The sequence below is a fragment of the Cesiribacter andamanensis AMV16 genome (assembly GCF_000348925.1).
Lineage (GTDB): Bacteria > Bacteroidota > Bacteroidia > Cytophagales > Cyclobacteriaceae > Cesiribacter > Cesiribacter andamanensis.
The window spans coordinates 1-20,227 of record NZ_AODQ01000059.1 but is presented as its reverse complement, the minus strand read 5'-3'; the positions used below and the strand labels follow the sequence as shown (position 1 = coordinate 20,227).

Sequence of the window (20,227 nt, the reverse complement as noted above, 5' to 3'; positions counted from 1 at the left end):
CTAACTTTTTACCCATGGCAGAGAGAGAAAATCGGTATGCTTCTTTCCGGGAAAAACTGGAGATCGAATACACCTGGCCCAGTGCCTATACCTTTAAGTTTATAGTACCGCAGGGGAATGAAGAAAAAGTACGGGAGCTTTTCCCGGAATCTGAAGTGCTGGAGAAAAAATCAAGTAAAGGCAATTATACCAGCCTTACCGCCCGGGTAATGGCCGAATCAAGTGACGCTATTATAGAGGTTTATGTGCGGGCGCAGCATATAGAGGGGCTGATTGCCCTCTAGGCTTCTACGTACACTTCGGGGTGCACAATAATATCGGAGCGCAGGGCCTCATTGGTTACCCCATCCAGCTGAGCAGCTACCAGGGCTTTGAGCAGCGCATTTACCGTGCAGGGCTCCAGGCCCAGCTGGGCTGCATATTCCGTAACTACGGCCAGTTCCACATCTTCCACAATGCCATCCATATAGACCATGTACACCAGGTCATAGATCTGGGCAAGGGCATCTATGGTGCTTTCCGGCGACTGATAGGGCAGCAGGGAGGGGTTTTTCATGAGCCGGAGCAACTCTGACTTGCTTATCTCGAGCTCAGCCCCCCATTTCAGTAGGCAGCTAAGCTTGTCGGCGCAGCTATTTTCATCAAGCATGTAAAAAGCCAGTACATTGAAATAGCTTTTCCTGAGGCTGGCCAGGCTGGTGAGGGTTAGGGAGGAGTTCATGATAACCTTACGAAGGTACTATTTGCCTACAATGTATAAAAATATAGGCAAGTAGTGCAAGAAATCTGCGGCTATTATTTCCGACTTTTAAGCGCTGGCATTCATTTGAGCTGATTATCAGCATGATCGATCATTTGCCGCTGGCAGATTTATATGTAAGGTTAGGGTGCAAAATAAAGAATTACGAAGCAATTGGGGTAATATGCGCTACTTTAATGCGACAAGGCAGCAACTGCCCGGGGGTTACCTTTTCAAGAGCGTCCAGATGCGCAATCAGCAGGCCGGCTTCGGTCTGCAGATGCACCCTTTGCTGGCTGCCCAAATACACCACTTCCTCAACCCTTCCGGTAAAAAGTGCCTGCTGCGCTGCACAGGGCACAATGTGCTCGGGACGAATGCACAGCTGTATTCTTTCCGCTGCCTGGGCTGCCGGGTGGCAGTTAATTAAGCCCAGGGGGGTTAGGTACCCCTGCGGGCCGGCAGTAGCCGGTAGCAGGTTAACATGTCCAAAGAAGCCTGCTACATAAGCATTGCCCGGCTGTTCGTACACCTGTTGGGGAGAACCGGCCTGGTGGATACTGCCCTCCTTCAGCACAATGATCCGGTCGGCGGTAGTAAGGGCATCCCGCGTATCGTGGGTGACAAAAAGGGCGGTAATGTCACTTTCTTTGATGATGCGCCGCATTTCCCGGCGCATTTGTTCTTTTAATACTTCATCCAGGTTGCTGAAGGGCTCGTCCAGCAGCAGAATATCGGGCCGGGGAGCCAGTGCCCGTGCCAGTGCTACCCGCTGTTGCTGGCCACCTGAGAGCTGATGCGGAAATTTATGGGCCTGTGTCTGCAGGCCTACCAGCTCAAGCAGTTCCTGCAGGCGCCTGTCCCGCTGCTCCCCTGAGCATTTCTGCAGGCCAAAGGCAATGTTCTGCCCTACGTTAAGGTGCGGAAAAAGTGCATAATCCTGAAAAACCATGCCTATGCGGCGCTTTTCGGGCTGCACAAAGGTGCCTTGCCCAAAGACCCTCTGCTGGTTCAGGTAAATCTCGCCCTCCTCGGGCAGTTCAAAGCCGGCAATCAGACGCAGCAGTGTGGTTTTGCCACTGCCACTCTCGCCCACCAGCGCCAGCAGTTCCCCCCGGTTTACCCGAAGGCTCAGGTCTCTGACTGCCCAGCTATCTTTACGCAGGTATTTTTTGTACAGGTTCTTTAGCTCCAGCACGGGGTTTTACGGTAATAAGGGTATTCAACAGGAGTACAGGCAACAGTCCGCTCAGCACGATCACCAGCGCCGGGCTGGCCGACTCGGCAATCATTTCATCTCCGGCCAGCTCAAAGGCTTTGGTAGCCAGCGTATGGAAGTTAAAGGGCCGCAGAATGAGCGTAAGGGGCAGCTCCTTCATGGCGTCTACAAATACCAGCAGGGCAGCACTCAGCAGCGGGCCCCGCAGCAGCGGCAGGTACACATGCCAGAGTACGGCTAGCGGCCGGTAGCCCAGCGAACGGGCAGCATCCAGCATATAGGGGCTCACCCGCTTGATGCCCGCATCGGCAGGGTTGTAGGCCACGGCCAGAAAGCGCACCACATAGGCCATCAACAGCCCAAAGATCGTCCCGGTGAGCAACAGCCCACCCGGCTTTCCGCCAAGGCTGCCCAGCAGGCCGCTCAGCTGCCTGTCAAAGCCCAGCAGGGGAATCAATACCCCCACAGCAATCACAGCTCCAGGAATGGCATAGCCCAGCGTAGAGAGGCGTGTAATCACCTTCAGCAGCCTGCCCCGGCTCAGCTGGCCGGCAAACACCAGCACCAGGGCCAGCAGCACACACAACAGGGCCGCCCCGGCCGATACGCGCAGGCTGTTGCCCATCAGCTCCCAAAAGCGGGCATCCACTACCTTATGCGCTGTGGCCGCCGCCCACACCACCAACTGCAGCACCGGTAGAGCAAAACCAGCCAGAAAAGGCAGCAGGCACGCCAGAAAAGCCGCAAAAGCCCATAGGCCCCGCAGCCGAAAGGGGGTAAGGGTATGCTGGGCGCTGCTGGCGGCATGGTAGCGGGCTTTGCCCCGCTGCCAGCGCTCCAGCGCAATCAGCAGGCCAATGAGCAGCAGCAGCAGGCCAGAGAGGTACACAGCCGCCTGCAAATCTCCAAGGGAAAACCAGCTGCGGAAGATACCGGTGGTAAAGGTAGAGATGCCATAGTACTTTACCGCCCCATAATCATTAAGCAGCTCCATCAGCACCAGAAAAAGGCCTCCGGCCAGCGCCGGCCGGGCAATGGGAAGCGCCACCCCAAAAAACATGCGCCAGGCCCCGCTGCCCAGCATGCGGGCCGATTCCAGCAGGCTGCGGGATTGCAACTGAAAGGCCCCCCTGGCCAGCACATACACATAGGGGTAAAGCACCGCGCTCAGCACAAACACAATGCCGCCCATGTTCATGATGTCTACAGAGGCCTGCTCATGGCTAAAGCCCAGTGGCCCGCGCAAAAAGCGCTGCAGCGGCCCGGTATAATCGGTGATGCCCGCATACACAAAGGCCACAATGTAGGTGGGCAGCGCCAGAGGCAGAATAAGGGCGCCGCTAAAAAACCTGCGCCCCGGAAACTGGCAGGTAGTGACCAGCCAGGCACAGGCAGTACCCACCACCAGCGTACAGCTGCCTACATATAGTAGCAGCAGCAGGGAGTTTAGCACATAGTCGGGCAGCACGGTCTGCACCAGATGCGGCCAGTTGGCGCCGGGCCCCTTTAGCAGGCCCGCTAGTATGGTCAGAAAGGGAATAGCCACCAGCAGGGCAGGAATGCCCGCCAGCACCGCCCAGTGGGTGTAGCGATAGCGGAGCCCAAGGCCCCATTTCCGTACCGGATGCTTTTTTGTTTCCCCCATTTTAATAGAAAAACAGGGCATAGGAGCCCTGTTATCCTGTTGGTTGTTAATACCTGCTTACTTCCAGCCGGCTTTGTCAAAGATGGTTACTGCCTCGGCATTGTAGCGGCCCAGCGCTTCCAGGTCAAGAGTATCGGCCTTAAACCGGCCCCACTTCTGCAGGGTAGGCGACCAGGCCACCCCTTCTTTTACAGGATACTCGTAATTGGCCTGGGCAAACACCTGCTGGGCTTCGTCAGAGGAGAGATACTCCAGAAATTTAATGGCATTTTGGCGGTTGGGGGCATGGCGGGTTACACCGCCGCCGCTCACATTGATGTGCGTGCCGCGGCCCTCCTGATTGGGGAAGAATACTTTTACCTTGCGGCCGGCTTCGGCTTCGGCGGCATCTTCAGAAGCCAGCATATTGCCAATGTAGTAGCTGTTTACAATGGCAATGCTGCCCTGGCCGGAGGTTACGGTCTTTACCTGGTCCCGGTCATTGCCCTTGGGCTGGCGGGCCATGTTGGCCACTACCCCCTTTGCCCAGCGAAGGGCCGCCTCGGAGCCCTCATGGGCAATGATGGAGGCCAGCAGCGATTGGTTGTATAAATTATCGGAAGAGCGTACCAGAATCTGCCCCTTAAAGCGCGGATTGGCCAGATCGGCATAGGTTGCCAGCTGGCCGGGGCGTATGCGGGTGGAGTCGTAGGCCAGAATGCGGGCCCGATAGGTAAGGCCAAACCACTGCCCCTCCTTGTCCCGGAAAGGCGCAGGTATGTTATCGGTAAGCACCTTGGACTGAACCGGGCTCAGCAGGCCCTGGCTCTTGGCGCGCCATAGGCGGCCGCCATCTACGGTAATGAGCACATCGGCCGGGGAGTTCTGGCCTTCCATCTGCAGCCGCTGGATCAGCTCATCGGCACTGGCGCTTACCACATTTACCTTGATGCCGGTTTGCTGCTCAAAACGCCTGAACAGCTCCTGATCGCTTTCATAATGGCGGTGCGTATACACATTTACCTCGCCGGCGGCCTGGGCGGTGGTGTCGGCAGCGGTGGTGTTTTCAGAACTGCGCTCTCCGCTGCAGCCCAGCAGGCTTAGAGAAAATAGCCCCAGAAGTACAAAAGAAAAATAGTTCATAGAAAGGGATTTGCCCCAAAAGTAGCCAATAATTTAGATTTACTCTAAATAATTAGCCGCCAGAAGTAATGGCAGGGGGGTAGGCAAAAAAAATCAGGGCATCAATAAGCAGGAAATGGCCAATTTTCTTTGTATCTTTTAAGAAAAGCCAATAAACTCTTCTGATATTCCATGTTTAACACCCCTTCTGTATGCTTCAGGCACTGGCGAGCGCTCCGATCCTGGCTGCTTGCAGGGCTGCTTGTGGCCTTGGGGGCAGGTGGCGTACAGGCCCAGATCCAGAGCATGAACCTGCTGCAGGATCAGAGCAGTGTGGAGATTCCCTTCAGGCGGGTCAATAACCTTATTCTGATAAAGGTATTGCTGGACAATGCCATTCCCCTGGAGTTTTACTGGATACCGGGGTGCGAACCCCCATCCTGACCGACCGGGTCTACAGTGATTTCTTAAACATGACCTACGACCGCACCCTGACACTGCGGGGCGCCGGCGCCGGACAGGACGTACAGGCCCACCTGGCCTCAAATGTGCGCATGTTGCTGCCCAATGTGCAGGTGCTGAACCAGCCCTTGCTGGTGCTGCAGGAAGATTACCTGGAGCTGGGTAGCCAGCTGGGGGTGCCGGTGCATGGCATTATCGGCTATGAGCTCTTTGCCCGTTTTGTGGTGAAAATCGATTATTACAACAACCTGATCACCCTCTATGAACCGGGCTCCTTTAAGGTGCCACGTGGCTTTGAGAAACTGCCCCTTAGTCTGGAAGATTCCAAGCCCTTTATTGAAGCGCAGGTAACCGATGAAGAAGGAAAGCGCCACACCCTGAAGCTGCTGGTAGATACCGGCGCCAGCCATGCCCTGCTGGTCCATGCCGATAAAACCGATGTGTGCCTGCCCTCCAAAACCCTCTATGGCAGCCTGGGCCGTGGCCTGCTGGGCGATATTTCCGGCCACATCGGCAGAATGCAGGAGTTCTCCATCGGTAAAAGCTCTTTCAGAAATGTGCTTTCCTCTTTTCCCGATCATGATAGTTACTCCCTTACCCACCAGGAGCAGGACCGCGACGGCACCATTGGCGGCGAGATCCTGGGTAGGTTTGTGGTTATTTTGATTATCCCAGCGGGGCTTTTTATATGCAGAAATCACCTGCTTTTAAAGATCCCTTTATCTTCAATAAAACCGGCATGACCCTTATTGCCAAAGGCCCCTATCTCAATGAATTTGAGGTAGCGGATATCCGGCCCGACTCACCCGCCGCCAATGCCGATATCCGCAAAAAAGATATTCTCTATAAAATAAATGGCGCCCGGGTGGCCGATTCGCAGCTAAAAGACCTCAGCCAGCTGCTGCGCCGCCGGGATGGCAAAAAGATCCGCTTTGTGTTTTTGCGCGATGGTGAAAAGATCAAGACCAGCCTGCGCCTTAGAGATATTATCTGAGCCCCGGCCCAACTCTTCGGGGGCTGTGCGGTTAGCTGATAAAGCCATTCCATGAAAATACTGCTTACGGGAGCCAACGGCTACATTGGGCGCCGCCTGCTGCCCCTGCTGGTGCAGCAGGGTATAGAGGTGGTGTGCCTGGTGCGCGATGCCCGGCGGCTGGCGCTGGAGCCCCCCCTGGCCGCCCGGGTGCAGGTATATGAGGCCGACTTGCGCTACCCCGAGCAGCTTGAGCAGCTCCCCCAGGATCTGGATGCAGCCTACTACCTGGTGCACTCCATGGGCAGTACCCACCAGAATTTTCATGCGCAGGAGCAGCAGTCGGCCCTGCATTTTCGGCAGGCACTGGAGAAAACCCGGGCCCGGCAGATTATCTACCTGAGCGGCATCAGCAATGATGCACAGCTGTCCCCGCACCTGCAGTCCAGAAGGGGGGTAGAGGAGCTGCTGGCCGATGGACTCATTCCTCTAACCGTATTGCGGGCGGCCATCATCATTGGCTCGGGCAGCGCTTCCTTTGAAATTATCCGGGATCTGGTAGAAAAACTGCCCCTAATGGTGGCGCCCCGCTGGGTAGAGACCCGCTGCCAACCCATTGCGGTCTACAATGTAATGCAGTACCTGCTGGGAGTCTTGCTGCTGCCGCAGGCCTTGGGCCAGACGTTTGATATTGGGGGTCCGGATGTGCTCAGCTACAAGCAGATGATCCTGCAATTTGCCCGGCAGCGGGGGCTGCGGCGCTACATTCTTACCGTACCGGTGCTTACCCCCCGCCTGAGCTCTTACTGGCTTTATTTTGTAACGGCCACTTCCTACCCCCTGGCGGTAAGCCTGGTGGGCAGCATGCGCAATGAGGTGGTGTGCCAGGATAACCGCATACGGGCCCTGGTGCCCCAGCAGCTAATTCCCTACCGGGAGGCTGTGGCCAAAGCCTTTGATAAAATAGCCCAGAATGAGGTGGTTAGCAGCTGGAAGGATTCGCTCATCAGCAGCCAGGCGCTGTTGCAGCTGCAGCAGTATATACAGGTGCCCCGCTGGGGCTGCTTTGTGGATAAACGGGAAATTCCCTTTGAGGAGCCCCGGGAAAAAGTGCTGCAGAACATCTGGAGCATAGGGGGTGAGCGGGGCTGGTATTACCTCAACGGACTCTGGAAGCTGCGGGGCCGGCTGGATAAGCTGGCAGGAGGGGTAGGCCTCAGGCGGGGACGCCGCAGCCCCAGCGAGCTGCAGGCCGGCGATGCGCTGGATTTCTGGCGGGTGCTGCTGGCCAACCGGCAGGAGGGGCGGCTGCTGCTCTATGCCGAAATGAAACTGCCCGGCGAGGCCTGGCTGGAATTTTGCATACGACAGCAGGCGCAGGGACAACACGTGCTGGTGCAAACCGCTACCTTTCGGCCCAGGGGGCTGGCCGGCCGCCTGTACTGGTATAGCCTGCTGCCCTTCCACCACTTTATTTTTGAGGGAATGGCCCGCCAAATCATTCACTCCCGCTGGCCTGCCGGACCCCACAGCAGCCCCAATAGCCTGGAGGAGCAGCCCGCAGCCCTATGAGTAAACTTTACCATTGCAGCCGGTGAAAGATGTCATCATCATAGGCGGAGGGCTGGCCGGACTTACCGCTGCCCTGGTGCTGGCCCGCGGAGCCTGTCGGTGACCCTGCTGGAAAAGGGCGCCTACCCCCTGCACAAGGTATGTGGTGAGTATATCTCAAATGAGGTACGCCCCTTTCTGGAGTCGGTAGGGGCCTATCCCCATGCGGCTGCCCCGGCGCAAATCACCCGCTTTCGCTTAAGTAGTGTACAGGGCCGGGAAAGCAGCCTGCCGCTGGCGCTGGGTGGGTTTGGCCTGAGCCGCTACTACTTCGATGAATTTCTGGCCGGGCAGGCCACAGCCGCCGGCGCCGAGATCCGGCAGCACGCCCATGTACAGGGGATACGCAGGCAGCAGCATGAATACCAGATCGAGCTTAAGGGGGGAGAGGTACTTAGCAGCCCGCTGGTGATTGGCGCCTGGGGCAAGCGCAGCCGGCTGGATAAACAGCTGGAGCGCCCCTTTATGGACTACCGCTCCGATTATATAGGGGTCAAGTACCACATCCGCGCCGAGCTGCCCCATGATGAAGTGGCGCTGCACAACTTTCCCGGGGGCTATTGCGGGCTGAGCAAGATAGAAGGAGACCAGTGGAACCTCTGTTACCTGGGCAGCCGCAACCGCCTGCGCAAGTGGGGAAGCATAGCGGCGATGGAAGAAAAAGACCTTTGGCGCAATCCGCAGCTTAAGACCATCTGGCAGCAGGCCGAGTTTCTGCTGGAGAAGCCCCTGGTGATCAATGAAGTGAATTTTCGGCAAAAGAGCCCCCTGCAGGAGGGCATGCTGATGGCGGGCGATACGGCCGGCCTCATTACCCCCCTGTGCGGCAACGGTATGGCCATGGCCATTCATGGAGGCAAGCTGGCCGCCGATACCATTCTGGCCCACTACTCTCCGGCAGGCAGCTGGGACCGCTCTAGCCTGGAGCAGGCCTACAAAAACGCCTGGCAGGAGTTATTTGCCAGGCGTTTGTGGATGGGGCGTCAGTTTCAGCAGTTGTTTGGCCAGCCCTTTATCTCGGACCTGTCTGCCCGCCTGCTGCGAGTAAAACCCCTTGGGCGCCTGCTGGTACGGCAAACGCATGGCAGGGTCTTTTAGTAGCTGATTAGCTGCGCTTGTCCATGGCTTCTTTGATCTGGTCGATGCGCTGTTTGTGCTGGCGCAGGCTCTGCAGGGTATTGTCTACCCACTGGCGGATCTCGGCATCCTGTACATCTTCCTGCGCTTCTTCAAACTCTTTAATGTCTTCCTCATGGTCTTCTACCATCAGCTTTACATATTCCTTGTCGAAGTCCTGGCCGGCTTTCATATCCCGGAAGCGGTTTACTTCTTCCTGGTGGTCTTCTTTCATCTGCTGGGGTAGCTGTATGTTCTTGCTCTGGGCCAGTGCCATCAGGCGCTCATTTGCAGCGCTATGGTCTTTTACCATCATGGCGGCAAAGTCCTTAACATCCTGGTTGGTTGCTTTTTGCTGCACAATGCGGCCCAGCTCTACTTCCATCATGCCGCCGCTGGCCGCATCGGTCATAAACTCGCGGGTATCATCTTCCAGCATGCCGGCGCGGGTATCGGTGCCGGTAGCAGTGGTGTCCTGGTAGCCATCGCCCTGGGCTGTGCGCCGGTCAGAGTCGCAGGCAGCAAACAGGGAGAGACAAAATACGCCTAGTACAAAAAAATTCTTCTTCATGGTTTTTGTGTTTTGGTTAAAAAATGGACCTAAGATCCTGAGCATTAACCAGAACAACAGGGGGAATGTTTAGGAGAATGCCAGTACCAGCTTGCCGGCCGTAGCGTTTTGCTCCATTTCCTGATGCGCGCTGGCTGCCTCCTGCCAGGGGTATACCCGGTGCAGCACCGGCTGCAGTTCACCGCTTTTAAGCCTGGGTAGCAAAAAGGCCGCCAGGTCTTTGGTAAGGGCTGCCTGATAGGCCAGGGGGCGGGAGCGCAGGGTAGAGCCAAAAACCGAGATACGCTTGCGCAGCAGGGGGGCCAGGTTGGTTTCGGTCCTGGTGCCGCCCAAAAAGGCCAGTAGCACCAGCCGGCCATCAAGCGCCAGGCTCTGAAGGTTCTGCTGCCAGTAGCCGGCGCCGATAAAATCCAGGATCACATCCACCCCCCTGCCTCCGCTTTCCTGTGCCACCCGCTCGGCAAAGTCCTCCGTTTTATAATCGATGCACAGGCCGGCGCCGAGTTCCCTGCAGAGGGGGTGTTTCCCGGCCGAGGCGGTAACCCAGGGAGTAGCCCCCAACGCCCGGGCCAGCTGAATGGCGGCGGTGCCTACCCCACTGGCGCCGGCATGGATCAGCACCTGTTCGCCCGCCTGCAGCCGGGCCAGCCACACCAGGGCCTGCCAGGCCGTCAGGAATACCTCGGGCAGGGCGGCGGCCTGGCTAAAATCAAGCTCTTCGGGTATGCGCATGGCCAGCTGGCTATGGAGCAGGGCATAGTGGGCATAGCCGCCGCCCGGCAACAGCCCAAATACCCGATCGCCCACCTTCCAGTCCGTTACCCCCTCGCCCAGCTGCTGTACCAGGCCAGCTACCTCCAGGCCCAGCAGGGGGCTGGCCCCTTCCGGAGGGGGGTAGTGGCCCTGCCGCTGCAACAGATCGGCCCGGTTGATGCCGGCAGCCTTCACCGCTACCAGCAGCTCGCCGGGGCCCGGACGGGGGGTGGGCCACTGGCCGGTGTGTAATTGTCCATCCTTTACCAAAAGAGCCTGCATGGAAGTAGCCATAAACGATGCGCTGTAAGGGTATATCCTGGGTAGGTAAAAATAGCCGGAGCAGGTGCAGCCCCTTGCTGTTAAAGGTAAAAAAAGCAGCAGACTCCTAAAAGCCTGCTGTTCACAGGCCGGCACAGGCAGGTAGGCCTGCCGCCCTGAAATTGGCCCGATCACCTGCCGGTTAGCCTTAAAAAGACCCGCCCTTCACCTAAGGCTTGCAGGGCAGCGAAAAAAAAGTAGCTAGTAGGTGTAACGTTCCGGCAAAGTCAAAGTTTACCCTACCGCAAAACGCTTATGGAACCAGCTGCGCTAAGCGATAACCACCTGATGCTACAGGTAAAAGAAGGCAAAACGGCTTGCCTGGGCCTGCTCTTTGAGCGGCACCACAAGCCGCTGTATGCCTTTTTCTATCGCCTTACCCGCGATGCCGAGCTGAGTGAAGACCTGACCCAGACTGTATTCTACCGCATGCTCCGCTACCGGCATACCTTTTTGGGCAAGGGAGCCTTTACGGCCTGGATGTTTCACATGGCCCGCAACATACTGGCCGACCACTGGCGCAAAAACAAGCGCGAAGGCCAGCGCGATGGCCTGGCCGAGGTAGAGAACAGCCTGCAAAACAGCTATACCCCGGCTACTGACCGGGAGGAGGAGGTAGGGCTGCTGCAAAAAGCCCTGGAGCGCATGAGTGCCGAAAAGCGGGAGCTGCTGGAGCTTAGCAAGTTTCAAGGCCTTAAGTATAAAGACATAGCCGATATGCTCAACAGTACCGAAAATACCATACGGGTAAAAGTATTCAGGGCCATACAGGAGCTGAAAAGCCTCTATGCCCAGCTAGACGAGGAGGTGCAACATGATTGACGATCGCTACATACCCCTGGTGATGGACTACCTGGATGGCACCCTGAGCCAGGAGCAGGAACAGGAACTCAGCCAGCTGCTGCAGAGCGGAGCACTCTCTGAAAAGGAGCTGCAGGACTATGCCCGCCTGCTGGTAACTATGGAAGAGCTGCCCCAGCCCGAGCCCAGCGACAGGCTGCGCACCAATTTTTACAGCATGCTGGCCCAGACCGAGGCTGCAGAGCGTAAACCAGGCTTGCTGCAGCGCCTGCAGCAGGGGCTGGGGCGTCTTCTCTGGTCCGGGCAGGTGCAGGCTGGTATGGTCATGGCTGGCGCCCTGCTGCTGGTGCTGGGGGCCGGCATCGGTTACTGGCTGCGGCCCGCAAACCCCTATGAGCAGCAGGTAGGCCATTTGCAGACCCAGCTGGTGCAGATGCAGCAGGTACTGCTACTCACCCAGCTGGAGCAGAGCCGCTCGGCCACCGATCGCCTGCGGGCGGTAAACATGAGCCAGGAGCTGCCCCGGGCCGATCATGAGGTGATCACTGCCCTGCTTAATACCCTCAACAGCGACCCCAGCATCAATGTGCGGCTGGCGGCCATAGAAGCCCTGCAGCAACATGCGCAGCACCCGCAGGTGCGGGAGGGGCTGGTCCGTTCCTTTGAGCTGCAGGAGTCGCCCCTGGTGCTCATAGCCCTGGCCGAAGCCGTAACGGCCCTGCAGGAAAAAAGCGCTGTAGCGCCTATGCAAAAGCTGCTGGAGCAGGAGCAGCTGGATAGCACGGTAAAACAACAAATCACTCAAAGTATTCAAACCTTACTTTAAACATATGAAAAAGATATCCTTTTTTAGCCTTCTGCTGATGCTCAGCTGCCTGGCGGCCCAGGCCCAGCAAACCATCAGTGAGCGTCTCAATCTGCCCCAGAACAGCAGCCAGTACACCATAAAAGTAATGAACCTGCATGGCAAGGTAGAGGTGCGGGGGCATGGCAGTACGGCCGTAGAGCTGCAGGCCAAAAAAACCGTAGAAGCCCGCAAGGATGCCGATGCCGGCGAGCTGGAGCGGGACTGGTCCCTGGCCTTCCGGCAGGAGGGAAACACCATTCTGGTCTATGCCGATGGTCCGGGGGTAGAAGTAAAGCAGAACAGCAACGGCAGCTGGAGCTACAACATGCATGATCGGGACAAGCGCACCAAAGACCGCGGTACCGTTACCTTTGATATTGTGCTGCGTGTTCCCGATCAGGCTGTGGTTAATGCCTCTACCGTCAATGGGGGTGATGTGCTGATCCAGGACCTGCGGGGCGATGCCAGTGGCTCCAATGTAAATGGCAGCGTTCGCCTCACCAACATCGGCGGCAATGTATCGGCGGCTACCGTCAATGGCGATGTAGAAGTGCAGAGCAAAAGCGTGCCCAAGACCGACACCAACTTTACAACCGTAAACGGCACCATCCGCCTGACCTTTCCTACCCAGCTGGCGGCCAACATTCAGTATACCTCCGTCTCCGGCGATTTTTATACCGACTTTGCCGTTACCACCGCTCCGCTTAAAGAAGAAGGAAAGCGCAATGGGGGCACCTACTACAAAATAGGGGGAAAAAGCGCCCTGCAGGTAGGCCAGGGTGGTCCTAAGATCAAGGTAACGACCGTCAATGGCGACATGTACCTCAAAAAAGGAAACTAATCATGAACTACAGCATTGTATCCATCCCCCTGCTACTGGCCCTGTGGTTTCTGCAGCTGCCTGTAGTTGCCCAGAACAGCAGCAGCGATCAGGACAGCGACCAGATTGCCATACCCCTTAGCGAACCCGGCAAGCCCGGCATTCTTAAGGTGCAAACCCTGCAGGGCGGTATTAAGGTAGAGGGCTACTCCGGCAAGGAGGTAATTGTGCGCTACTCAGCCGCAGCCCGGGGCCGCCGATCCGACAAGCCCGAAACGGTAGAGGGTATGCGCCGCATTTCCGATACCAACATAGGCCTGGAGGTGCAGGAAAATCGCAACGAAGTAAGCGTAAAAGTGAGCAGCTGGATGAAAAAAGCCGATCTGGTCATTATGGTGCCGCATAACTTTTCCCTTAACCTGCGGGCGGTAAACGATGGCCTTATTGAAGTCCTGAATGTGCAGGGCGAGCTGGACATCAGCAATGTAAACGGCTCGGTGCTGCTGCATGATATACGCGGATCGGCCCTGGTCAATACCGTCAATGGCAAGATCGAGGCCCGCTTCACCGAGCTTCCTGCCAGCGGCAGCATGTCCTTTACCAATGTAAATGGCGAGATTCAGATCAGTGCACCGGCCAAAGCAAAATTCAGCATCAAGGCCAAGACCCAGTTTGGCGATGTGTACACCAACTTTGATATGAAAATGCGCAGCGAAACCACCCGGCAGGAAGCCGCCTCAGGGGGTACCTACCGGGTAAAGATCGAAGACTGGGTACAGGGTGATGTAAACGGCGGCGGACCCGAGATCTACCTGAAGAGCCTCAACGGCACCATCTACATCCAAAAGCAGTAAATTCCTCCGGCAACAGGGGTCTCAGAAGCGGCAGAAATATTTCTGCCGCTTTTTTTGTAATGAACCCCCTGCCTACTCGTCCTTGTAGCAGATATGGAGCTCGAATACTTCAGAACCACTGTTTTACCCGCTCGCAACCGGCTGTACCGGGTAGCCCTCTGGATGCTCAAAGACAGCGCCGAGGCCGAAGACGCCCTGCAGGAGGGCATGCTCCGCCTGTGGGTGTACCGGCAAAAGCTGATGCTGTGCAGCAATGTAGAGGCCTTTGCCGTACGCACCGTGCGCAACCTGTGCCTGGATCGGCTAAAGTCCAAACAGTACAAGGGACGCCAGGGGCTGGAGGGGCTGGAGTATACAGACAGTGGCCAGGCCAGCCCCCATCAGCAGGCCGAGCAGGAAGATCATGAGGCGGTGATTCGCCGGCTGATGCTGGGCCTGCCCGAGCAGCAGCAGTGGCTGCTGCAGCTGCGGGAGGTAGAAGAGCTCTCGTACGAAGAAATAGAAGAAATCACCGGCATGCAGATCAATGCCATCCGGGTAGCCCTTTCCAGGGCGCGCAAAACACTACGGGAACAGTTTTTAAAAGTAAGTAGCTATGAGAAATTGGGATAATGTACGGGAGTTGCTGGAACGCTATTACGAAGGCGAAACGACGGTAGCCGAAGAGCAGCAGCTACGCCAGCTGCTGCAGGAGCCGGCCCTGCCGCCCGACCTGCAGGCCGAAGCCCGCCTGCTGCACTGGCCCCTAGCCGAGCGGCAGATCCAGTCCCCCCTGTCGGCCGAGGCGCTGATGGCGCCCCTTGCCCTGCCTGCAGCCGAACCAAAGGTGCGCCTCCTCTGGGGATGGGCCTGGCAGGTGGCGGCCGCTGTGTCCCTGCTGGTAGTAGGCTTTGCCCTGGGCAGAGGGGGTGCGGGCGCCGTACCCGCAGAAGAGCAGCCCACCGCTACCGAACTCACAGCCCTGCGCCAGGAGCTCAGCGAGCTAAAGGGACTGCTGCAGGCCGGTGCCACTACCGGCCAGCGCCTGCAGGCCGTAACCGTAGCCGCCACCACTCCCCAGGCCGATGCCGAGCTGCTGATGGCCCTCATCCATACCCTGCACTTTGATGAAAATGTAAATGTGCGCCTGGCGGCGGTAGAAGCCTTAATGAACTACCAGCAGCACCCGCAGGTGCGCCGGGCGCTTATCCATTCGCTGGGCATCCAGACCGACCCCAATGTACAGCTGGCCCTCATCCACGGCCTTACCCGCCTGGGCGAGAAGGAGGCCGTGCCCCAACTGCAGAAGATGCTGCAGGATGAGGAGCTGCAGCAGGTGGTGCGCCAGCAGGTAAATGAAAGTATATCCCTACTTATATAAAAAGAGAGCGCTGATCAGCCCTTTTCATCCAACCCATGTACAAAAACAAGAAAACACACCTACTCATGAAACATACCTTTCTTTTTCTGCTGCTGGCACTGGCCCTGCCGGGCCTGGCGCAGGAGTACAAGCAGCGCATTACGGCCGACCAGCTCATCAAAATTCAGTACCACAAGGCCGAGCTGCGCATAGAGGCCCACAAAGGCAATGAACTGATCATACAGGCCAGGGACTATGAAGCGCCCCCTGAGCGGGCCAAGGGCCTGCGCCCCCTCTACAACACTGCCGTAGACAATACCAATACCGGCATGTCGGTAGAGAGCAAAGACGGGCAGGTGCTCATCCGCGAGGCCATGGCCAACCCGGGTCAGTACCTCATCCGGGTGCCGGAAAATGCCAGGCTTAGCATTGAGCAGATGAACTGGGGGGGCAATAATATTGAAGTGATTGGCATGCGCAACGAGCTGGAGGTAAAGTCCAAGACCGCCGAAGTGCGCCTGATGGATGTATCGGGCCCGGTGATTGTAAACAGCACCAGCGGCGATATCACCATACGCTTTAGCGAGCTGAGCCAGAAGGGACCCAGCATGATCAGCAGCGTTGCCAGCGAGATCGACATCAGCCTGCCGGCCAGCGCCAAAGCCGAGCTGCACCTGAGCTCCGTAGTGGGCGAGATCTATACCGATCTGGACCTGAAGGTACAAAACAAGGACGGTAAAGAAGCCAGCCTTACCTACCTGGGCGGCGGGCAGAGTACCATTAAGGCCAGCCTCAACGGGGGCGGTAGTACACTAACCGTTCGCAGCACCAGCAGCAATATTTACCTCCGCAAACGCTAATGCCATGAAAACTTTATTTTTTACCCTCCTGCTGCTGGCGCCCCTGAGCCTGCCGGCCCAAAAGATTCTGGAAGAGCGCTGGCCGCTCCCCTCCGGCACCTCCCTGAACCTGAAGCTGGACCACGGCAAGGACATTCTGCTCAGGGGCTGGGACAAGCCCGAGGTGCAGCTGCGGGCCTCCATTCTCATCAATGGCGGCACCCATAACGATGCCCTCACCTTTACCGCCAGGCAGGAAGGAGGCGTGCTGAAACTGGTCTCGGAGCTGGATGAAAAGGCCCGCATCATCACTACGGCGGATGAATGCGATGGCCAGCAGTTCTCCTGGAACAGGGGGCCCGGCAATACCTATGAGGCTGTTTGCCTGGATGTTACCTTTGAGCTTTGGGTACCCCATGGGGCCGCCATTACCTTAAAGACCATTAGCGGCAATGTAACGGCCACCAACCTGCGCGGCGCCCTGGACCTGAACAGCATCAGCGGCTTTATAGACCTGAGCTGGCCGGCCAGCCGCGCAGCAGCCTTTTGGCTCAAGTCCATTACCGGCGAGCTCTATACCGATCTTGATTTTCAGATCCTCAATAAAAAGGAGGAGATCCCCATCGTGGGCTACGAGATGAGAGGGCAGCTGGGCCAGGGCGGCACCCCCCTGCGGCTGGAAACCATCAGCAGCAATATTTACGTGCGTAAAGAATAAGCATCCTCTTCATTTCACAGCCAGTAAGCCTATGTGTATCATAGGCTTATTTTTTGCTATCTAAACAATTGTTAATCAAGAACGTTACTTCAGTAAGCTTCTGTAGAATAGAAAAAATTCACTATTTTTTATGAGCTTTTGGCGCTTCTCTCGTTCGACCAATAGGGGTTATTTTTTTGAAGCCGGCAATTCATGAATCTTTCTGCACTGAATGGAAATACATTACTAAGACATTTGTGCCTCGATCAGCGGATAGGCCTCTTTGTCTATGACCAGAAGCTGCGCATCCTGGAGTGGAACGCCTGTATGGTCAACTGGACCGGCATTAGCCGTAAAGAAAGCCTGGCCAATCCCATTCATGAGCTGCTGGCAGAAAGCAACTTTCCCGAACCCGCTGTTTTCAGGAAAGCCCTGAGCGGAAAATCCTTTACCCTTCAGACAATTCTTCCGGAGAAGAATCGGGAACAGGAGGCACCCCGCTACATCGACCTTCACTTTTACCCCCTGGAAGAAGGCGAAGAACATCACATTGAAAAGGTACTGGTCCTCATTGCCCCTTCAGTCGGCACCAATGGGCACAGGCCCGATCAGTCGCTCAGCTCAGCCTTAAGCACGGTTGGCGACTTTTTTCGCTATGCCCCCATCCCGGTCTATATTGTAGATGGTGCGCTGAATTTAAAGCTGGCCAACCAGGCCTTTTACGAGTTTGCCGAGCGCAAGCCGCAAAGCATCCACAACCTGAAGGATTTTGTGCCCGAGGTTTTTCAGCAGCGCCTGGAGGAACAGGTGCAGCAGGTGATCAGCACAGGCCAGCCCCTGATGCTCACCGAAGAGTATGTGCTAAAGCGCAACAGCGTATACCTCTACAACATTATCTTTCCGGTGCGCAACCGGCAGGGGGTGGTCGATTCGGTAGGGGGATACTTTATAGACCTTACCAGCCAGGTAAGCCAGCGGCGCCAGAATAAAGAGCTGCTGGAAGAAACCATGCGGCTCAACGAGATGCTCAACCAGCAAAATCAGGAGCTGCAGCAAAAAGAAGCGGCCCTCAACCAGGCCAATAAAAGCCTCAGTGAGCAAAAAGATGAGCTGGAGCAGCTGGTAGAAGAACTCTCGGACCGCAATTATGAGCTGGACCAGATCATGTACAAAACCTCCCATGACCTGCGGGCGCCCCTCACCTCTATCCTGGGCCTGCTAAACCTGGCCAAGAGCGAGCAGGACGTGGGCAAGCTGCCCGAATACCACCAGTTTATCGAAAACCGGGTGCACAAGCTCGATGACTTTGTAAAGGCCATGCTTACCTATGCCAAAAGCAGCCGAACCGAGGTGCAGCTGGAAACCATCCACTGGACAGCGCTGGTAAAAGATAGCCTGGAGCATATTCAGTACCTGGAGCATTATGATAAAATGAACATCCAGACGCACTTTGATAGTGAGGAGTATCCCTTTCAGAGCGATGCCATGCGCATTACCATTATTCTGAACAACCTGCTGGGCAATGCCATCAAATATGCCGATATGCGCAAGGAAGATCCCCTGGTGCGGCTCAGCATTGGCACTACCACCAAGGGGGCCAGCATAGTGGTAGAAGACAATGGCATTGGTATTCCAAAAGACTATATCAGCAAGGTGTTTGATATGTTCTTCCGCGCTACCGACCGCTCGGAGGGCTCCGGCCTTGGCCTCTATATTGTAAAGCAGACGGTAGAGCTGTTGCAGGGCTCTATTAACATTGAAAGCAAGGAGCGGGAAGGCACCACCATACGGGTATTTTTGCCGCACCTTACCCGCCAGCAGCGGCTAAAGACCCTTCGTCCAAACCGAAAGAATAATAAAAAAGACATTTAGGCACAGGGCCGATACGGTAGAGAGCAGCATGCTCTGGCTAAAGCCCACAGCCGTGCTATCGTGCAGCACCTGCCGCAGCCAGTAGAGAAAATAGCCCAGCACCGGCAGCAGAAACAGCTGAAAGACCAGCGCCTGCCAGAGGGTATAATACTCCAGAAAGAAGATCCAGAAGGCAAAATTGGCAATGGCAAAGGCAATGGCGGTAAAATAAAACGTACCCCGTACGCCCAGCAGCAGGCTAAGGGTACGATCGCCCCGGCGGCCATCTTCCCCATGCTGGTAGATTTGGGTCATGGGGTAAGAGCCCCATAGCAGCAGGGTGGTAAGGCAGGCGGCCAGCACCGGCTCGGGCTGCCAGAAGCCAGCCAGGCCCTCTCCGCTGATGCCCACATACACCATGGCAAAGGTGAAAAAGCCCTGAAAGGAGCCTGCCACCCACCAGCTGATAAAGGGGTAGCGCTTGAGCCGAATAGCCGGATGGCTGTAGGCCCGCGACACCAGGCTGTACACCACTTCCATAAGGGCAAAGAGCGGGCCGGCCAGCCACCAGCCGATCAAAACAGCAGCCAGGTCCAGCATATTGGCCGTAACGTAGAGCTGCCGGCTTACCGGTGGGGGGGTCTTCAGGCCGCCTATGCTTTCTTCATCCTTATCAAAATAACTGTTGTACCCATTGCTTGCCGGATATAATAACAGATGCAGAGCAACAAATACGCCTATTGCTGGTATACTATGTACATGATCTGCCACACTCAGTGCAAACAGATACACCGGCAGGAGATAAAAGGAAAACGGAATGCGCAGGTGCAGCAACGTAGACTTTTTAAGCATAGGCCCTCCGGATAATAAGTAAGATACGGAATTTTAGGTTTATGACCGCATACATATCGGCTATTGGTACGGCTACACCCCCCCACAGGATCTCCCAGGCCGATGCAGCCCGCTTTATGACCGAAGCCATGGCCCTTACCCCTACTGAAAAGCGCAAGCTGCAGGCGGTATACCGGCTCAGCGGCATTCGCCAGCGCTACTCGGTGCTGGAAGATTATGGCCAGACCTACGGCTACTACCGCTTTTTTCCCAACAGCGAAAACCTGGAGCCTTTTCCCTCAACCCGGGAGCGCATGGCGGTCTACAACGCCCAGGCGCCTAAACTGGCTCTGGCCGCTGCCACGGCCTGCCTAAAGCAACTGCAGGGCGTAACGCCCCGCGACATTACCCATCTGATCACCATCAGCTGTACAGGCCTGCAGGCCCCCGGCATGGATATTGCCCTGGTGCAGGAGCTGGGCCTGCCCGCCTCGGTAAGCCGCAGCTGCATAAATTTTATGGGCTGCTATGCAGCCATCAACGGCCTTAAACTGGCGCGCAGCATCTGCCTGGCCGAGCCGGGCAGCAAGGTGCTGATGGTATCGGTAGAGCTGTGCACCCTGCATTTTCAGAACAAGGCCGATGAGGATAATCTGCTGGCCAACGCGCTCTTTGGCGATGGGGCCGCCGCCGTGCTGGTAGAGTCTGAAGAGCGAGAGGGGCTGCAGCTGGCCCTGGAGCAGTTCTATTGTGATCTGGCCCTGGAGGGGCTGGACGACATGGCCTGGAACATTGGCGATACGGGCTTTGAGATGCGCCTTTCTTCCTACATTCCGG

24 protein-coding genes are annotated in these 20,227 nt (G+C 56.7%); 17 read left to right on the top strand and 7 right to left on the bottom strand.

Features of this window, described 5'->3' with window-relative positions:
- Positions 1-14 precede the first annotated feature (14 nt).
- The gene (locus ADICEAN_RS11900; protein ID WP_009195852.1) at positions 15-284 is read left to right on the top strand and encodes a DUF493 family protein; all 270 of its coding nucleotides are present in this window, start codon (positions 15-17) and stop codon (positions 282-284) included.
- On the opposite strand, the gene ADICEAN_RS11895 is transcribed toward ADICEAN_RS11900, so the two are convergent.
- The 4 genes from ADICEAN_RS11895 to ADICEAN_RS11880 form a co-directional block, all read right to left on the bottom strand.
- Complete coding sequence (locus ADICEAN_RS11895; RefSeq protein ID WP_009195851.1) at positions 281-721, bottom strand: hypothetical protein; 441 nt, start codon at positions 719-721, stop codon at positions 281-283. The two genes, ADICEAN_RS11900 and ADICEAN_RS11895, sit on opposite strands and share 4 nt — an antisense overlap.
- A gap of 181 nt (positions 722-902) precedes the next feature.
- The gene (locus ADICEAN_RS11890) at positions 903-1,937 is read right to left on the bottom strand and encodes an ABC transporter ATP-binding protein (protein ID WP_009195850.1); all 1,035 of its coding nucleotides are present in this window, start codon (positions 1,935-1,937) and stop codon (positions 903-905) included.
- Positions 1,897-3,603: an ABC transporter permease gene (locus tag ADICEAN_RS11885; protein ID WP_009195849.1), complete on the bottom strand. Its 1,707-nt coding sequence runs from the start codon at positions 3,601-3,603 to the stop codon at positions 1,897-1,899. The genes ADICEAN_RS11890 and ADICEAN_RS11885 overlap by 41 nt, the downstream gene beginning before the upstream one ends.
- Positions 3,604-3,660: 57 nt before the next feature.
- Positions 3,661-4,725, bottom strand: a complete 1,065-nt coding sequence (locus tag ADICEAN_RS11880) for a Fe(3+) ABC transporter substrate-binding protein (RefSeq protein WP_009195848.1) — start codon at positions 4,723-4,725, stop codon at positions 3,661-3,663.
- Between the two features lie 243 nt (positions 4,726-4,968).
- On the opposite strand from ADICEAN_RS11880, the gene ADICEAN_RS11875 reads away from it, so the two are divergent.
- The 6 genes from ADICEAN_RS11875 to ADICEAN_RS11855 are packed head-to-tail and all read left to right on the top strand — an operon-like array spanning position 4,969 to position 8,848.
- Entirely contained in the window at positions 4,969-5,148 is a 180-nt protein-coding gene (locus ADICEAN_RS11875; RefSeq protein WP_152426404.1) for a hypothetical protein, read from the top strand.
- A complete protein-coding gene (locus tag ADICEAN_RS11870; RefSeq protein WP_009195846.1) occupies positions 5,130-5,909 on the top strand; it encodes an aspartyl protease family protein in 780 nt (259 codons plus the stop codon). Before ADICEAN_RS11875 ends, ADICEAN_RS11870 begins: the two co-directional genes overlap by 19 nt.
- Positions 5,906-6,160 (top strand): PDZ domain-containing protein, encoded by a 255-nt coding sequence (locus ADICEAN_RS11865; protein WP_040396912.1) that lies wholly within the window; start codon positions 5,906-5,908, stop codon positions 6,158-6,160. Before ADICEAN_RS11870 ends, ADICEAN_RS11865 begins: the two co-directional genes overlap by 4 nt.
- A gap of 51 nt (positions 6,161-6,211) precedes the next feature.
- Entirely contained in the window at positions 6,212-7,711 is a 1,500-nt protein-coding gene (locus ADICEAN_RS11860; RefSeq protein WP_009195844.1) for an SDR family oxidoreductase, read from the top strand.
- Between the two features lie 22 nt (positions 7,712-7,733).
- A complete protein-coding gene (locus tag ADICEAN_RS23255; RefSeq protein ID WP_236612905.1) occupies positions 7,734-7,814 on the top strand; it encodes an FAD-binding protein in 81 nt (26 codons plus the stop codon).
- Positions 7,811-8,848 carry an NAD(P)/FAD-dependent oxidoreductase gene (locus tag ADICEAN_RS11855; protein ID WP_009195843.1) on the top strand — a complete coding sequence of 346 codons (1,038 nt, stop codon included), beginning with the start codon at positions 7,811-7,813 and terminating at the stop codon, positions 8,846-8,848. Before ADICEAN_RS23255 ends, ADICEAN_RS11855 begins: the two co-directional genes overlap by 4 nt.
- Before the next feature lie 7 nt (positions 8,849-8,855).
- Here the strand turns inward: ADICEAN_RS11855 and ADICEAN_RS11850 are convergent, their stop codons facing one another.
- Positions 8,856-9,437 (bottom strand): DUF4142 domain-containing protein, encoded by a 582-nt coding sequence (locus ADICEAN_RS11850; RefSeq protein ID WP_009195842.1) that lies wholly within the window; start codon positions 9,435-9,437, stop codon positions 8,856-8,858.
- A 69-nt stretch (positions 9,438-9,506) separates the two neighbouring features.
- Entirely contained in the window at positions 9,507-10,484 is a 978-nt protein-coding gene (locus ADICEAN_RS11845) for an NAD(P)H-quinone oxidoreductase (protein WP_009195841.1), read from the bottom strand.
- 282 nt (positions 10,485-10,766) lie between these two features.
- Between ADICEAN_RS11845 and ADICEAN_RS11840 the strand changes: the two genes are divergently transcribed.
- The 9 genes from ADICEAN_RS11840 (at position 10,767) to ADICEAN_RS21230 (ending at position 18,580) form a co-directional block, all read left to right on the top strand.
- Positions 10,767-11,333, top strand: a complete 567-nt coding sequence (locus ADICEAN_RS11840; RefSeq protein WP_009195840.1) for an RNA polymerase sigma factor — start codon at positions 10,767-10,769, stop codon at positions 11,331-11,333.
- A complete protein-coding gene (locus ADICEAN_RS11835) occupies positions 11,326-12,138 on the top strand; it encodes a HEAT repeat domain-containing protein (protein ID WP_009195839.1) in 813 nt (270 codons plus the stop codon). Before ADICEAN_RS11840 ends, ADICEAN_RS11835 begins: the two co-directional genes overlap by 8 nt.
- Before the next feature lie 4 nt (positions 12,139-12,142).
- The gene (locus ADICEAN_RS11830; RefSeq protein WP_009195838.1) at positions 12,143-13,000 is read left to right on the top strand and encodes a DUF4097 family beta strand repeat-containing protein; all 858 of its coding nucleotides are present in this window, start codon (positions 12,143-12,145) and stop codon (positions 12,998-13,000) included.
- A gap of 2 nt (positions 13,001-13,002) precedes the next feature.
- Positions 13,003-13,833 (top strand): DUF4097 family beta strand repeat-containing protein, encoded by an 831-nt coding sequence (locus ADICEAN_RS11825; protein ID WP_009195837.1) that lies wholly within the window; start codon positions 13,003-13,005, stop codon positions 13,831-13,833.
- 93 nt (positions 13,834-13,926) lie between these two features.
- Positions 13,927-14,445 (top strand): RNA polymerase sigma factor, encoded by a 519-nt coding sequence (locus ADICEAN_RS11820; protein ID WP_009195836.1) that lies wholly within the window; start codon positions 13,927-13,929, stop codon positions 14,443-14,445.
- Positions 14,429-15,193, top strand: a complete 765-nt coding sequence (locus ADICEAN_RS21235) for a HEAT repeat domain-containing protein (protein WP_009195835.1) — start codon at positions 14,429-14,431, stop codon at positions 15,191-15,193. The genes ADICEAN_RS11820 and ADICEAN_RS21235 overlap by 17 nt, the downstream gene beginning before the upstream one ends.
- A 65-nt stretch (positions 15,194-15,258) precedes the next feature.
- Positions 15,259-16,032 carry a DUF4097 family beta strand repeat-containing protein gene (locus ADICEAN_RS11810; RefSeq protein WP_040396918.1) on the top strand — a complete coding sequence of 258 codons (774 nt, stop codon included), beginning with the start codon at positions 15,259-15,261 and terminating at the stop codon, positions 16,030-16,032.
- 4 nt (positions 16,033-16,036) lie between these two features.
- Positions 16,037-16,729: a DUF4097 family beta strand repeat-containing protein gene (locus ADICEAN_RS11805; RefSeq protein WP_009195833.1), complete on the top strand. Its 693-nt coding sequence runs from the start codon at positions 16,037-16,039 to the stop codon at positions 16,727-16,729.
- Between the two features lie 234 nt (positions 16,730-16,963).
- On the top strand, positions 16,964-18,580 hold the full coding sequence (locus ADICEAN_RS21230) for an ATP-binding protein (protein WP_051068852.1): 1,617 nt from the start codon (positions 16,964-16,966) through the stop codon (positions 18,578-18,580).
- On the opposite strand, the gene ADICEAN_RS11795 is transcribed toward ADICEAN_RS21230, so the two are convergent.
- Entirely contained in the window at positions 18,533-19,411 is an 879-nt protein-coding gene (locus tag ADICEAN_RS11795; protein ID WP_009195831.1) for a UbiA family prenyltransferase, read from the bottom strand. The genes ADICEAN_RS21230 and ADICEAN_RS11795 overlap by 48 nt on opposite strands.
- Positions 19,412-19,452: 41 nt before the next feature.
- Between ADICEAN_RS11795 and ADICEAN_RS11790 the strand changes: the two genes are divergently transcribed.
- The coding region (locus ADICEAN_RS11790) for a type III polyketide synthase (RefSeq protein WP_040396914.1) at positions 19,453-20,227 on the top strand (775 nt) is incomplete at its 3' end.

Bases quoted from the DNA above. Each gene is read 5' to 3' on its own strand.
- ADICEAN_RS11900 (WP_009195852.1), top strand. From the start codon at position 15: ATGGCAGAGAGAGAAAATCGGTATGCTTCTTTCCGGGAAAAACTGGAG.
- ADICEAN_RS11895 (WP_009195851.1), bottom strand. From the start codon at position 721: ATGAACTCCTCCCTAACCCTCACCAGCCTGGCCAGCCTCAGGAAAAGC.
- ADICEAN_RS11885 (WP_009195849.1), bottom strand. From the start codon at position 3,603: ATGGGGGAAACAAAAAAGCATCCGGTACGGAAATGGGGCCTTGGGCTC.
- ADICEAN_RS11880 (WP_009195848.1), bottom strand. From the start codon at position 4,725: ATGAACTATTTTTCTTTTGTACTTCTGGGGCTATTTTCTCTAAGCCTG.
- ADICEAN_RS11865 (WP_040396912.1), top strand. From the start codon at position 5,906: ATGACCCTTATTGCCAAAGGCCCCTATCTCAATGAATTTGAGGTAGCG.
- ADICEAN_RS11860 (WP_009195844.1), top strand. From the start codon at position 6,212: ATGAAAATACTGCTTACGGGAGCCAACGGCTACATTGGGCGCCGCCTG.
- ADICEAN_RS11850 (WP_009195842.1), bottom strand. From the start codon at position 9,437: ATGAAGAAGAATTTTTTTGTACTAGGCGTATTTTGTCTCTCCCTGTTT.
- ADICEAN_RS11845 (WP_009195841.1), bottom strand. From the start codon at position 10,484: ATGGCTACTTCCATGCAGGCTCTTTTGGTAAAGGATGGACAATTACAC.
- ADICEAN_RS11840 (WP_009195840.1), top strand. From the start codon at position 10,767: ATGGAACCAGCTGCGCTAAGCGATAACCACCTGATGCTACAGGTAAAA.
- ADICEAN_RS11835 (WP_009195839.1), top strand. From the start codon at position 11,326: ATGATTGACGATCGCTACATACCCCTGGTGATGGACTACCTGGATGGC.
- ADICEAN_RS11830 (WP_009195838.1), top strand. From the start codon at position 12,143: ATGAAAAAGATATCCTTTTTTAGCCTTCTGCTGATGCTCAGCTGCCTG.
- ADICEAN_RS11825 (WP_009195837.1), top strand. From the start codon at position 13,003: ATGAACTACAGCATTGTATCCATCCCCCTGCTACTGGCCCTGTGGTTT.
- ADICEAN_RS11820 (WP_009195836.1), top strand. From the start codon at position 13,927: ATGGAGCTCGAATACTTCAGAACCACTGTTTTACCCGCTCGCAACCGG.
- ADICEAN_RS21235 (WP_009195835.1), top strand. From the start codon at position 14,429: ATGAGAAATTGGGATAATGTACGGGAGTTGCTGGAACGCTATTACGAA.
- ADICEAN_RS11810 (WP_040396918.1), top strand. From the start codon at position 15,259: ATGAAACATACCTTTCTTTTTCTGCTGCTGGCACTGGCCCTGCCGGGC.
- ADICEAN_RS11805 (WP_009195833.1), top strand. From the start codon at position 16,037: ATGAAAACTTTATTTTTTACCCTCCTGCTGCTGGCGCCCCTGAGCCTG.
- ADICEAN_RS11795 (WP_009195831.1), bottom strand. From the start codon at position 19,411: ATGCTTAAAAAGTCTACGTTGCTGCACCTGCGCATTCCGTTTTCCTTT.